Source organism: Halomonas sp. HL-93, from assembly GCF_900086985.1.
Classification (GTDB): Bacteria; Pseudomonadota; Gammaproteobacteria; order Pseudomonadales; family Halomonadaceae; genus Vreelandella.
The window spans coordinates 1,604,846-1,618,004 of the sequence record NZ_LT593974.1 but is presented as its reverse complement, the minus strand read 5'-3'; the positions used below and the strand labels follow the sequence as shown (position 1 = coordinate 1,618,004).

Genomic DNA, 13,159 nt, shown 5'->3' with positions numbered 1-13,159 from the left:
GGATCTGACCTGATGAAAATTACCCGACTGAAAACCTGGCAAGTACCCCCCCGCTGGCTGTTTCTTAAAATCGAAACGGACGAGGGCTGCTACGGCTGGGGCGAGCCGGTCATCGAAGGCCGCGCGGCGACCGTTGAGGCCGCTGTTCATGAGCTTTCAGACTACCTGGTTGGCCAGGATCCGCACCGTATCGAGCATTTGTGGAACACCATGTATCGCGCCGGGTTCTATCGCGGCGGGCCGATTTTGATGAGCGCCATTGCCGGTATCGACCAGGCGCTATGGGATTTGAAGGGCCGCGATCTGGGGGTGCCCGTGCACCAGCTACTGGGCGGCGCGGTACGCGATAAAATGCGTATGTACGCCTGGACCGGTGGCGACCGGCCGAGCGACGTGGGCGCAGGCGCCAAGGCGCTGGTCGACAAGGGCTTCACCGCCTTCAAGATGAACGGCACGCCGGAGCTGCAAATCGTCGACTCACACCGCAAAATTGACGAAGCAGTCGCCCGGGTGGCCGAAGCACGCATTGCGGTCGGCCCAGACGTGGGCATTGGCATCGATTTTCACGGTCGCGTTCACCGGCCAATGGCCAAGGCGCTGCTGCGCGAGCTGGAGCCCTTCCATCCGATGTTCGTGGAAGAGCCCGTCGCCCCGGAACACCTGCCTTGCCTGCGCGATATTGCCAGCGGGCTTGGCTACCCGCTGGCCACCGGCGAGCGTTTGCATACCCGCTTTGAGTTCCGCGACCTGTTGAAAGACGGCATGATCGATATCGTCCAGCCCGACCTTTCCCACTGCGGCGGCATCAGCGAAGGGCTCAAGATCGCCGCCCTGGCCTCTGCCTATGACGTGGCCCTTGCGCCCCACTGCCCGCTTGGCCCGCTCACCCTGGCCACTTCGCTTCAGTTGGATGCCGTTAGCCATAACGCCTTTATTCAAGAGCAGAGCATGGGCATCCACTACAATCAGGGCAACGACGTGCTGGATTACCTGGTCGATAAAACAGCGCTCAGCATTGAAGACGGCTTCTGTTCGATTCCCCAGGGGCCAGGGCTTGGCGTCGAGATTGACGAAGCCTTCGTTGAAGAACGCGCCAAGGTCGGCCACCGCTGGCGCAACCCGGTATGGACCCACGAAGACGGCTCGATTGCCGAGTGGTAAACCAGGCAATGAACCGGGAGACAGCTCTATGAGTGCCAATATGAGTGAATTGACACATGCTCTAGCTTGGATTGCGGTAGATTGGGGCTCCAGCAACCTCCGGGCCTGGGCAATGGACGCTCAAGGTAATGTGTTGGACAGCGCCTCCCGCGAGCGCGGCATGCTGTCGCTAATCCCTGCTGACTACGAAACGACCCTGCTTGAGGTAGTCGACAACTGGCTACCCTCGAGTGGCGTAACGCCGGTGATGGTGTGCGGCATGGCCGGGGCGCGCCAGGGCTGGCAGGAAGCCGCCTACCTGGCAACCCCCACGCGCCTTGATCAACTCTCCCGCGGCGCGGTGATGCCGCCCCTCGCCGACACGCGCCTTCGGGTGCATTTGCTGCCCGGGCTAAGCCAGACCGGCAGCCAAAGCCACGCCTTTGATGTCATGCGCGGTGAAGAAACGCAGTTAGCGGGTTTGGTGGCCAAGTCACCGCACTTTAGCGGCCATGTTTGCCTGCCCGGCACCCACGCCAAATGGGCGCGCTTAACCAATGGTGCCGTGTCCGAGTTTGCGACCTACTTAACCGGCGAGCTGTATCAACTGCTCGCTCAGCAATCCGTTTTGAAGCACTCCGTAGGGCAGGATGACCTGCATCACGACGGCTGTCGCCAAGCATTTACCCAAGCGGTCAACGCCACCTATCAGGCACCCGAGCACTTCAGCCAGCGGCTGTTCGGCGTGCGCGCCAAGGACCTGCTGGATAACACCTTGCCTAGTGGCGATGCCCGAGGTGCCGTGTTGGCTGCGCATCTCTCGGGTATGGCGATCGGTATGGAGCTGGCAGGTGCCTGCCGCGAGCTATCGCCGGGTGAAAGCGTGACGCTAATCGGCAACGAGGCACTCAGCCGCCGCTATGCACTCGCCCTGCAAGCCCTCGGCATCGAAACCCAGCGCGTTGACGGCGATACCGCGGTATTGGCGGGGCTAACGCTCGCTTATCAAAGCACACGGTAAAAAGCATCAGCTAACCAAGGAGAGCGCTATGACACTGCCTTTAATTGGCATTTTACGTGGGGTGACGCCCGATGACGCGGTGGCCGTGGCTAAAGCCCTGCTTGACGCAGGCATCACGCAAATCGAGGTGCCGCTTAACTCCCCCGACCCGCTGACCAGTATCCAACGCTTGGCCGACGCCTTTGGTGAGCAAGCGCTGATCGGGGCGGGAACGGTGTTAAGCGCCGAGCAGGTACGCGACGTCTATGCCGCAGGTGGCCGATTGATCGTTTCGCCCAACTGCCGCCCTGCCGTTATCGAAGAATCCCATCGCTTGGCCATGTATAGCTGGCCGGGCATTGTCACTCCCTCCGAAGCGTTTGATGCATTGGACGCGGGGGCGACCGGGCTAAAGCTCTTCCCAGCGGTGCTGGTCGGTTTAGATGGCATGAAAGCCGTTAGAGCCGTACTGCCCGAGAGCACGTTGCTTTACGCCGTGGGCGGTATTGGCGTCGATAACTTCGCCGCCTGGCGGGCCGCTGGCGTCGATGGCGCGGGGCTGGGTAGCGCGCTTTATAAGCCGGGGCAAACGCCCCAGCAGGTTAGCGCGCAAGCCACTATATTGGTTGATGCTTGGCAAAAAGCCGGAGGCTAATAATGACTGTTGCGACACTGGCGGTTGACTGCCGCTGCGAGCTTGGCGAAGGCCCGCAGTGGCACGCCGAAAACCAGCGACTCTATTGGTGCGATATTCTAAATAAACGCCTGCACTGGCTGTCGACGGAGAGCGGGGAGCATGGCGATTATCCGCTTGAGCACATGGTCTCGCTGGCCACCCCACTGGACGACGGCCGCCTGATGCTTGTAGGTGAGCACAGCCTGAGCCTGTTTCATCCGACCACGCAGCACCTTGCGCATTTTGCGGATTTTGAGGCCGACAACCCCATCACGCGCAGCAACGATGCCCGCGTGGACCGCCACGGCAGCTTATGGCTTTCCACCATGGGCAAAACCGCCGAACCTGGTGCGGGCAGTCTTTACCGCTTACATCGCGGAGAACTTACCCAACTGCGCAGCGGGCTGAGCATTCCCAACGCGATTTGCTTTTCGCCTCAAGGCGATGCGGCGTATTTTACCGACACGCCGACCGGAATCGTGATGCGCTGGGCATTGGATAGCCAAGGTTGGCCTGTAGGCGAACCGCTTGCCTGGGCAGATTTCACGGCGGTTGACGGCAACCCGGATGGGGCGGTGGTCGATAGCGAAGGCTGCCTGTGGCTCGCCCTATGGGGCGCTGGCAAAGTGGTGCGGCTGAACCACGATGGCCAGGTCATCGACGACGTAGAGCTACCGGTTAGCCAGCCCTCCTGCCCGGCATTTGCGGGCGAGAATCTGGATCGGCTTTACATCACTACCGCCCAGGAAGGGTTTACTGCCGACCAGCGCCGCGAGCAGCCGCAAGCGGGGGGGCTGTTCGTCGCCAACGTTGGCGTGCGCGGGCTTGCTGACCCGCCTTTGCGTCTGGCTTAGCCACAGCAAAAAACCCCGGACCATGTCCGGGGCAATCCACTTGCTCAAACGACCCTGTTTCCGTGAGGCAAGTGGCGTGAGTGCTCGTTATCGCTTAGCTTACGCTCAGTGATGGAAGCGCTCGGCGGCCTGGCGGGCCAGCTCGCGAATACCATCCCAGTCTTCCGCCTCGACCATTGCCTTCGGCGTCAGCCATGAACCGCCCACGCACATGACGTTGGGCAGCGACAGGTAGTCCTCGGCATTGTCGACCGTGATACCGCCCGTGGGGCAGAAACGCGCTTCCGGAATTGGTGCGCCAAACGCCTTGATCGCCTTGGCACCGCCGCTGGACTCCGCCGGAAAGAACTTGAACCGACGATAGCCATACTGCCAGCCAGTCATCAGTTCCGAGATAGTCGACACGCCGGGCAACATCGGTACCGGGCTTTCCACGCCATAGCGGTACAACGCGTCGGTCGCCCCTGGGGTGACCACAAAATCAGCGCCAACCTGCTCGGCCTGGCGATACTGGGCAGGCGTTAGTACCGTGCCCACGCCGATACTCGCCCCCGGTAGCGCTTCTTTCATGCGCTTGATGGCTTCCAGCGCGCACTCGGTACGCAGGGTAATTTCCAGCACGGTCAAGCCGCCTTCCACCAGCGCGCGGCCCATCGGCACGGCGTCTTCCAGGCGGTCGATGGTGATGACCGGAATCACTTCGGCCTTCAGACAAATGCTGTCTAGCTCCGCGGTGCGCGTCGACGGTAGCTGTTTATCAATGGTCATGTGTGAGTCTCCAAGCAAATTATTGTTGGCGAAAGCGGCGTTAAGGCGCCCAATAAATCGCCAAGGGGCAGGATAAGAAGGCGCGGATGGGCAGTTGACGCACGTCGTCCCCACTCAGCGCCTTGGCCAACACCGCTCGCTTATCGTCGCCGGTAATATGTAATATGTGGCGGCGCGCCTGATGCAGACGGTCCGCCGAAAACGTAATGCGTGGCTGGGGCTGGCTGGGCGTTCGCACAGCCACCAGCGGTTCCTCAGTGGAGAGCGCCAGACCCAGCTCCATGCTGTCAGGAAATAGCGAGGCGGTGTGGCCATCGCCCCCCATGCCCAAAATCACCACGCTCGCTGGCCAGCTAAGCGCAAGCATTCGCTCACTGACCTCGGCCACGCCTTCCTCAGGCGTGCCCGCGGAAGAGGTCATGGGTACAAAATTAGCCGCCGCTGCCGCGCCCTGGAGCAAGTGTTCGCGCACCAGTTTGGCGTTGCTGTCCTGGCTGTGTTCGTCGACCCAGCGTTCGTCCGCCAGCGTGATGTCCACCCGCTCCCAAGCCAGCGGCTTGGCCGCTAGCGCCTTAAAAAACGGTACCGGCGTTGAGCCACCAGAAACCACCAGCAACGCGCGCTCCTGGTGCTCCAGGTCGTCGTTTAGCGCCTGAAAGATGGCTTCAGCCAGTTGTTCGGCCAATTGAATGCGTGCGTCGCTCATCTTAATAATCCTCGTACCAGCTACGACCATCCTGGGTAATCATGGCAATGGAGGCCACCGGCCCCCAGGACCCCGCCGGATAACGGCGCGGCGGGGTTTCCCGCGTTTTCCAACCGTCGATCAACTGATCGCACCAGCGCCAGGCGTGCTCGACTTCATCACGACGCACGAACAGGTACTGCTGACCTTTCATGACTTCCAGCAGCAAACGCTCATAGGCATCGGGGATGCGCGATTTGGGAAAGGCGTTGTTGAAATCCAGGTGCAGCGGGCCGGGGCGCAGGCGCATGCCTTTGTCCAGGCCACTATCTTTGGTGAGCACCTGTAGCGCGATGCCCTCTTCCGGCTGCAGGCGAATAATCAGCTTGTTGGCCGCAATGTTTCGCTGGTCTGGGTCAAAGATATAGTGGGGCTGCTGACGGAAGTGAATCACGATCTGTGACAGTTTCTCCGGCATCCGCTTGCCGGTACGCAAATAGAACGGCACGCCAGCCCAGCGCCAGTTGGCGACTTCGGTTTTCATGGCCACAAAGGTTTCCGTCTGGCTTTCGGTATTGGCGCCTTCTTCTTCCAGATAGCCCGGCACTTGCTGGCCGTCGCTGGTGCCCGCTGTGTACTGGCCGCGCACCACGTCTCTGCCCAACGCCTCACCGGTAAACGGCTTGAGCGCCTTGAGCACCTTGACCTTTTCGTCACGAATGGCGTCGGCGTCCAGATTGGAGGGCGGGTCCATGGCAATCAGGCAAAGCAGTTGCAGCAGATGGTTTTGCACCATATCGCGCAGCTGGCCCGCTTCGTCGAAATACCCCCAGCGGCCCTCGATGCCGACTTTTTCCGCCACGGTGATTTCCACATGGGAAATATGGTTTTGATTCCACTGGGTGCCGAACAGCGGGTTGGCAAAGCGCAGCGCAATCAGGTTCTGAACGGTTTCCTTGCCCAGATAGTGATCGATGCGGTAAACCCGCGATTCGGGGAAGACCTCGCCAATCGCATCATTGATTTCTTCAGAAGACGCCAGGTCAAACCCGATCGGCTTTTCGACCACCACCCGGGTCTCGTCATCCAGGCTGTCGCTGGCCTGCAGGTTGCGGCAGATATCGCCGTAGATTTTCGCCCCGACCGATAAATAGACCACCATGGGACGCGGTGAGCCCTCGCGCCACTGGCGAACGGCGGAAAAACCGTCAGCGCTGGTAAAATCCAGCTGCAGGTAATCCAGGCGATCGAGAAAGCGCGTGAGGCTTTCCTTGTCCTGCTCGTCCTTCTTGAGGCGCTTCTGCAAAGCACCGCTGACCAGCTGACGAAACGCGGCGGTATCGTGCTCCTGGCGTGCCAACCCCAAAATGCGCGTGCTCTCGGGCATCAGGCCTTCGCGGTCCAGGTGGTACAGCGCAGGAAACAGCTTGCGCAGTGCCAAGTCGCCCAGCGCGCCAAACAGCGCTAAATCGATGGCATGATTCGGATCGCCCAGCGGGGCACCCTGGGAAGCAGGTGACGGGCTCATCTCAGCTCCTGTGGATCATTAGATGATCTAATGTTGTTAGATTACCTAAAATCTATCTGAAAAAAGGCATTATACGCAATATTGCGTGTAATTTTACTACAAAAATTCTTCGAGCGTTACCTTAACTCTATTATGGTTCTGCACGGTTGCATAACGACTAGCCGCGGCTGCGCTTTGTATGCGCGAGGCGATTTAGCTCCTCGAAACATGCCAAGTAACACGCCTGAAGATGCCAGATCGCACCGACCTACGTATCCCCGGTCTGCAATTCGCCTCCATGATCCACCGCGATGAAACTCGCGACGCAGGCAGCCTTTACATCATCCAAAAGTGACAGTTAAAGCTGGCTCGTGTCACGACGAAACAATAGAAATACATGACGTTTTTTACGGACTTTTTATACGCGTTCGTGATGTGATGAGCCATGCTAAAAACGATTAACTAGCGAGCTAAGCAATGCATTACCTAACGCCATGGGTTTACCGCAGCCGATACGCCTACCGTCAGTGGGCGCCCGTAGTCAAAGTGCTATCGGTGCTTTGGCTTATCCTTGCGTTATTCATGATGGTACCGCTAACGGTGCTGTTGGCCGAACGCGACCCTGATGCATTGGCCTTTGGGGTGTCGGTACTGCTGGTGCTTGCCGCTGTGGCAACCGCCTGGCTGCTTACCTATCGCGCCACCCTCGAACTGAAACCCTGGCAGATGTTTATCCTGACGGCTGCGAGCTGGGTCAGCATCAGTGGCTTTGCCAGCCTTCCGCTGGTGCTTGGCGCCCCACAACTCACCTTTACCAACGCCGTCTTTGAGTCAGTGTCTGCCATCACCACGACCGGCTCGACGATACTGGTGGGCATTGAGGATCTTTCCGACGGGCTCAAGCTCTGGCGGGGGATCATGCAATGGATGGGGGGTATCGGCATTATCGTCATGGGGATCGCCATCCTGCCGTTTCTGAAAGTCGGCGGGATGCGGCTTTTCCATACGGAATCGTCCGACTGGTCGGACAAGGTCATGCCGCGTACCGGGGGGATCGCCAAGGCAACGCTGAGTATCTATGTGGTGATGACGCTGATTGCCATGCTGAGCTATTGGCTAGGCGGCATGGATCCATTAGATGCCATCGTTCACGGCATGACGTCGCTTTCAACCGGCGGTTTCGCGAATTCAGACGCTTCGTTTGGTGCCTATGCCGATCAGCCGTGGATACTCTGGATGGCCAGTCTGTTTATGCTCAGCGGGGCGTTACCGTTCGTGCTTTATATCCGCTTTCTGCGCGGTTCTCGCAGCAGCCTATGGAAAGATCAGCAGGTTCGGGGGCTACTGGGCGTGCTATGCATAGCGATTGGTCTGCTCACTCTTTGGCGGATCATGAATGGCGCCGCGGGGTTCGAATCGCTTACCCACGTCACCTTCAACGTCGTATCCATTGTCACGACCACCGGTTATGCCTCGGATGATTATACGCAATGGGGCGCACTGGCCATTGTCGCGTTTTTCTACCTGACCTTTGTGGGCGGATGCAGCGGCTCCACCAGCGGCGGCATGAAAATTTTTCGTTTCCAGATTGCCATGCTGATGCTGCGTGACCAGCTCCGCTACCTGATTCATGCCAACGGGGTCTTCACTACTCGCTATAACGAACAGATAGTGACCAGCGACATTTCCCGCAGCGTGGTTGCCTTTTCATTCTTCTTTTTTATCACCATCGCAGCATTGGCGCTGGGTCTGTCAGCCCTGGGCCTCGATCTTGTGACATCCCTATCCGGTGCCGCTACGGCGGTGACCAATGTGGGGCCCGGTCTTGGCGACATTATCGGCCCAGCCGGTAATTTTGCTTCCCTGCCCGACGCTGCCAAATGGCTACTGTGTATCGGCATGTTAATGGGTCGGTTAGAAATTCTTACCGTCATTGTGCTACTGACGCCGATGTTCTGGCGACGCTAGCGTAAGCCAACGATAGGTCACCCATGTCATTGATGACTCTCCTGCTTTATCGCCTCCCACGGTTTGCGCAACGCTTGCGTTGGCCAACTCTGCGCGAGGTAGCCACGGCACTGATCACAACCCTTGTCGCGCTACTTGTCGCCTGGGGTCTATACGCCTGGATGGCGCTGGCCAATCTTTCACTGATTTTTTTGACAGCGGTGCTGGCAAGCGCCGTCATGGCGGGCAGTTCGGCAGCGCTTATCAGCGCCGTGCTGGGCTTTCTGACCTTTAACTTCTGCTTCACGGTGCCGCACTTTTCCCTGGCCGTCGAAGAAAGGGAACAGCTCGTCACGCTATTGTTTTTTCTCCTGGTCGCGTTGGTGGTCGGTAAGCTTGCAGGGGACAGTCGCCAGCGGTTGCTGGACCTGAATGCAGCGCGCCTGGCCGAAGACCGCGAGCGTTTACGTTCGGCGCTGCTGTCATCGGTCTCCCATGATTTTCGTACGCCGCTGGCGTCTATTATTGGCGCCACCAGCTCCTTACGCACGCTGGACGCTCAACTTAGCCAGGAAGATCGTTTCGCGCTGCTGGACAGTGTATTGAGCGAAAGCGAGCGGCTAAACCGCTATATCCAGAACCTGCTGGACATGACCCGCCTGGGCCACGGCGATTTAAAAATCGAGCGTGACTGGATCGCCTTCGACGACCTGGTGGTGTCGGCCCGCAAACGTCTCGGCAGTGCCCTCGCGCATTGCCATATCGTTCAGCAATGGCCTGGCGACTTACCGCTGCTCTACGTCCATCCGGCACTCATCGAGCAGGCGCTGGTCAACGTCCTCGACAACGCGGCGCGATTCTCCCCGCCTGGCGGGCAGATCGCCATACGTGCCGAGGTGCCGCCCGGTTCGTCACAGCTGATATTTTCCATCACCGACCAGGGACCAGGCATTGCCGCTGACCTGCGCGAGCGTGTCTTTGATATGTTCGTGACCGGCAGCGACGGTGATCGTGGCCCCCATGGCAGCGGACTGGGCCTGGCCATTTGCCAGGCAATGCTAGGCGCCCACGGCGGACGCATCAGTGCCTGTGACGGCCCCGATGGCCTGGGCACCTGCATGGAGATGTCGCTCCCTCTACCCCCGCCCCATCAGGAGCCACCCCATGACGACTGACCATCACCGGATACTGGTTATCGATGATGAACCCCAGATCCGTCATTTTTTACGCATCAGCCTGACATCACAGAATTTTGCGGTGACCGAAGCGGCGACCGGTCATGAAGGGCTGGCACGACTTGGCGCCGGCCCCACGCGCTATGACCTTGTCCTCCTCGACCTTGGCTTGCCGGATATGGACGGTCAGCAGGTACTCAGTGCCATTCGTGAGCATCACCAGGTGCCCGTCATTGTCGTATCGGTTCGCGGGCATGAGGCTGAAAAAGTACGCGCCCTCGACAGCGGCGCCAATGACTATGTCACCAAGCCGTTTGGCATTCAGGAACTGCTGGCACGTATTCGCGCGCTGTTGCGCCGCCAGACACAGGGCAGTCGCGAAGGGCGTTACCAACACGGCGGCCTGAGGATTGATTTGACGACCTATCAGGTCAGCGTCAATGGAACGTCCGTGCACTTAACGCCGAAGGAATTTGCGGTGCTCGCACCACTCGTCTCCCAGGCCGGCCGCGTGATTACGCAAACCCAGCTGCTGCGTGATATTTGGGGGCCCAGCCACCAGGACGATACCCACTACCTGCGCATTATCATCAGCAAACTACGTCAAAAATTAGGCGACGACCCCCAGTCCCCCAGCATTTTGCAGACCGAACCGGGGATTGGCTACCGCTTGGCCTTTGAGCCAGACCGAGAGGAATACACCCCATGAAAATCATCATTCTCGGCGCCGGCCAGGTCGGCGGCACCCTTGCGGAATATCTCGCCCGTGAGGAAAACGACATCACCGTCGTCGATACCGATGCCAAGAAACTGCGCGAGCTGCACACCAAGCTCGACATCCGCACGGTCACCGGCGCGGGCTCTTACCCCATCGTGCTGCGCCAGGCGGGCGGGGAAGACGCCGACATGCTGATTGCCGTGACCAGCAGCGATGAAATCAACATGATCGCCTGCCAGGTCGCGCACACCCTGTTTCGCACCCCGACCAAGATCGCCCGGGTGCGCTCCTCGGCATACCTGACCCGCAAGGGGCTGTTCGCCCACGAGGCGATTCCCATCGACGTGCTGATCAGCCCCGAGCAGGTGGTCACCGACCACGTGCGCCGGCTGATCGAACACCCCGGCGCGCTGCAGGTGCTGGAGTTTGCCGGTGGGCTCGTCCAATTGGTGGCGGTGAAAGCGTTTTACGGCGGCCCGCTGGTCGGCCAGGACCTGGCCTTTCTACGCCGCCACATGCCCAACGTGGACACCCGAGTGGCGGCGATCTACCGCCGCAACCGGCCGATCATTCCGCGCGGCGATACCGTCATCGAAGCCGACGACGAGGTATTTTTCCTCGCCGCCCGGCGCGATATCCGCGCGGTGATGAGCGAACTGCGCCGGGTCGAGCGGGACTTCCGCCGGGTAGTGATCGCCGGGGGCGGCAATATCGGCGAGCGGCTGGCCGAGCACCTAGAGCACAGCCACCAGGTCAAGATCATCGAGCACAGCCTGGAGCGCTGCACCACGCTGTCCGAGCGGCTCGATCGCACCGTGGTGCTCCACGGCAGCGCCACCAGCAAGCGGCTGCTGGAAGAAGAGAACATCGAAGACTGCGATATTTTCTGCGCGCTGACCAACGACGACGAGGTCAACATCATGTCGTCGCTGCTGGCCAAGCGCCTGGGCGCCAAAAAGGTACTGACGCTGATCAACAACGCCGCCTACGTGGACCTGGTCCAGGGCGGCGAGATCGACATCGCCATTTCGCCCCAGCAGGCGACCATCGGCAGCCTGCTGACCCACGTGCGGCGTGGCGATATCGTCAACGTCCACTCGCTGCGCCGGGGCGCGGCGGAGGCCATTGAAGCCATCGCCCACGGCGACAAGCAGTCGTCCAAGGTGGTCGGCCGCCCCATTCGCGAGATCGACCTGCCCGACGGCACCACCATCGGGGCGATCGTGCGCGGCAAGGAGGTCATGATCGCCCACGACCACATCGTCATCGAAAGCGGCGACCACGTGATTCTGTTCGTCATCGACAAGCGGCGCATCCGCGATGTGGAGCGCCTCTTCCAGGTGGGGCTGACGTTCTTCTAGGTTTCCGCGACAACTTGATTCGGCGCGTAACGCTAGATTTCTACCGCACGGCCAATGAACTGAATGGGGCCCGTCGGCAATCCTGTGGGCGAGCCACTCTCGTCTTCCAGAGTGAGCTCGAAGAGTTGGTTATCCTCAAGCGGCGGCAGCTCATCCAGGCGCACACGGATCGGCTCCCCGGGCTCCACCAGTCCAAGCGACACCGGCGCCTGCCACTCATCGGCTTTGGTCCAGAACTCCAGCGCTTTGCCCTCCGGCACTTCAAAGGTGCCCAGCGGAATCAGCTCAATTTCCTGGCGGGTTGAGGCCTGGACCACCCACCCGGCGGACTGGCTTTGGGGCGCCAGCAACACCACCATGTACTCGGGCGTCGTCGATGTAGTCTGTTCATTTGCCAGCATCACACCCATCACCAACGCCGCCGCTAAGCCAAACCCGGCAGCGCCGCGCCAAAGCGTTAAGCTATGCAGCATGCGGCGGGGTTTTGGCGGTACGACAGGATGGGTACGCTTAGCAAACGCTTCACGTGACGCAATGCTGCGTTCAATACGTGGCCATAAATAATCGGAAGGCGTTACCGGGTCGGTGATAGCGGTATAGGGAAAGAAACGCTCTTCCCAAGCCATCACGGCTTTTTGCAATGCCGGGTCGTTGGGTAACCGCGCTTCTAAGGCTTTGCGCTGCTCTGACGACAGCGTGCCCAGTACGTATTCACCCGCCAAGGCATGGTCGTCTTCGTGTGCGTGCTGACTGGGGCGGGTCATGCCATGCACTCCCGTAGGCGCAGCAGACTGCGTTTAATCCAGGCTTTGACGGTGCCCAGCGGCGTGCCGGTATGCGCGGCAATTTCAGCGTGGCTCAAGCCATCAACATAGGCATGCAGCACGCAATTGCGGCGCTCGGTTTCTAACTGCCGAAGGCATTCATCGATACGCTGGCCGGTTTGCCAATCAAAGGCGTCTTCAGCCACTGATGCATGCTGGAAGCGCTCGTCTTGGTCGTCGTCTTCCGGGTCGTGACTATCAAAGGTGACTTCACGATTACGGTAACGAATAGCGTTTAACGCTAGGTGGCGCGCCACGCTAAATATCCATGTTCGTGCGGATCCTTTATCAGGGTCGAAACTACTGGCGCGTTGCCAAATATTGAGACAGGCATCGTGAACGATATCCTCAGCCATGCCCCGGTCCTTGACGATTCTTAACACCACACCAAGAAGCCTGGCCCCTTCGTACACGTAGAGCTGGTGCAAGGCGTCATGCTCGCCACGGGCGCATCTCAACAATGCATCCGCATGATCAAATTCTGAAGACACGTCAGTCAAACCC

13 protein-coding genes are annotated in these 13,159 nt (G+C 59.8%); 8 read left to right on the top strand and 5 right to left on the bottom strand.

What is annotated here, in order from left to right; all coding sequences use genetic code 11:
* The first annotated feature begins 12 nt into the window (after nucleotides 1-12).
* The 4 genes from dgoD to GA0071314_RS07325 are packed head-to-tail and all read left to right on the top strand — an operon-like array spanning nucleotide 13 to nucleotide 3,670.
* The gene (gene dgoD / locus GA0071314_RS07340; RefSeq protein ID WP_074396033.1) at nucleotides 13-1,161 is read left to right on the top strand and encodes a galactonate dehydratase; all 1,149 of its coding nucleotides are present in this window, start codon (nucleotides 13-15) and stop codon (nucleotides 1,159-1,161) included.
* 40 nt (nucleotides 1,162-1,201) lie between these two features.
* Nucleotides 1,202-2,161, top strand: a complete 960-nt coding sequence (locus tag GA0071314_RS07335; RefSeq protein WP_074398467.1) for a 2-dehydro-3-deoxygalactonokinase — start codon at nucleotides 1,202-1,204, stop codon at nucleotides 2,159-2,161.
* Between the two features lie 28 nt (nucleotides 2,162-2,189).
* Complete coding sequence (locus GA0071314_RS07330; protein ID WP_074396032.1) at nucleotides 2,190-2,795, top strand: 2-dehydro-3-deoxy-6-phosphogalactonate aldolase; 606 nt, start codon at nucleotides 2,190-2,192, stop codon at nucleotides 2,793-2,795.
* 2 nt (nucleotides 2,796-2,797) lie between these two features.
* Nucleotides 2,798-3,670, top strand: a complete 873-nt coding sequence (locus tag GA0071314_RS07325; RefSeq protein WP_074396031.1) for an SMP-30/gluconolactonase/LRE family protein — start codon at nucleotides 2,798-2,800, stop codon at nucleotides 3,668-3,670.
* Nucleotides 3,671-3,775: 105 nt separating this feature from the next.
* Here GA0071314_RS07325 and GA0071314_RS07320 read toward each other — a convergent pair whose 3' ends face one another.
* From GA0071314_RS07320 to zwf, 3 genes are read right to left on the bottom strand one after another with little or no spacing between them, the layout of a single operon-like run.
* Nucleotides 3,776-4,438, bottom strand: coding sequence for a bifunctional 4-hydroxy-2-oxoglutarate aldolase/2-dehydro-3-deoxy-phosphogluconate aldolase (locus GA0071314_RS07320; protein ID WP_074396030.1), 663 nt, complete (start codon nucleotides 4,436-4,438; stop codon nucleotides 3,776-3,778).
* 40 nt (nucleotides 4,439-4,478) lie between these two features.
* Nucleotides 4,479-5,144 carry a 6-phosphogluconolactonase gene (gene pgl, locus GA0071314_RS07315; RefSeq protein ID WP_027336066.1) on the bottom strand — a complete coding sequence of 222 codons (666 nt, stop codon included), beginning with the start codon at nucleotides 5,142-5,144 and terminating at the stop codon, nucleotides 4,479-4,481.
* 1 nt (nucleotide 5,145) lies between these two features.
* Nucleotides 5,146-6,651, bottom strand: a complete 1,506-nt coding sequence (gene zwf, locus GA0071314_RS07310) for a glucose-6-phosphate dehydrogenase (protein ID WP_074396029.1) — start codon at nucleotides 6,649-6,651, stop codon at nucleotides 5,146-5,148.
* Between the two features lie 456 nt (nucleotides 6,652-7,107).
* Between zwf and GA0071314_RS07305 the strand changes: the two genes are divergently transcribed.
* The 4 genes from GA0071314_RS07305 to trkA are packed head-to-tail and all read left to right on the top strand — an operon-like array spanning nucleotide 7,108 to nucleotide 11,831.
* On the top strand, nucleotides 7,108-8,598 hold the full coding sequence (locus tag GA0071314_RS07305) for a TrkH family potassium uptake protein (RefSeq protein ID WP_074396028.1): 1,491 nt from the start codon (nucleotides 7,108-7,110) through the stop codon (nucleotides 8,596-8,598).
* Between the two features lie 23 nt (nucleotides 8,599-8,621).
* Entirely contained in the window at nucleotides 8,622-9,752 is a 1,131-nt protein-coding gene (locus GA0071314_RS07300) for a sensor histidine kinase (protein WP_074396027.1), read from the top strand.
* On the top strand, nucleotides 9,742-10,461 hold the full coding sequence (locus GA0071314_RS07295) for a response regulator transcription factor (RefSeq protein ID WP_074396026.1): 720 nt from the start codon (nucleotides 9,742-9,744) through the stop codon (nucleotides 10,459-10,461). The genes GA0071314_RS07300 and GA0071314_RS07295 overlap by 11 nt, the downstream gene beginning before the upstream one ends.
* Entirely contained in the window at nucleotides 10,458-11,831 is a 1,374-nt protein-coding gene (gene trkA / locus GA0071314_RS07290) for a Trk system potassium transporter TrkA (RefSeq protein WP_074396025.1), read from the top strand. The genes GA0071314_RS07295 and trkA overlap by 4 nt, the downstream gene beginning before the upstream one ends.
* A 32-nt stretch (nucleotides 11,832-11,863) precedes the next feature.
* Here the strand turns inward: trkA and GA0071314_RS07285 are convergent, their stop codons facing one another.
* Together GA0071314_RS07285 and GA0071314_RS07280 are read right to left on the bottom strand one after the other, a co-directional pair.
* Entirely contained in the window at nucleotides 11,864-12,595 is a 732-nt protein-coding gene (locus tag GA0071314_RS07285) for an anti-sigma factor (protein WP_074396024.1), read from the bottom strand.
* Nucleotides 12,592-13,155: a sigma-70 family RNA polymerase sigma factor gene (locus GA0071314_RS07280; protein WP_074396023.1), complete on the bottom strand. Its 564-nt coding sequence runs from the start codon at nucleotides 13,153-13,155 to the stop codon at nucleotides 12,592-12,594. Before GA0071314_RS07280 ends, GA0071314_RS07285 begins: the two co-directional genes overlap by 4 nt.
* Nucleotides 13,156-13,159 lie beyond the last annotated feature (4 nt).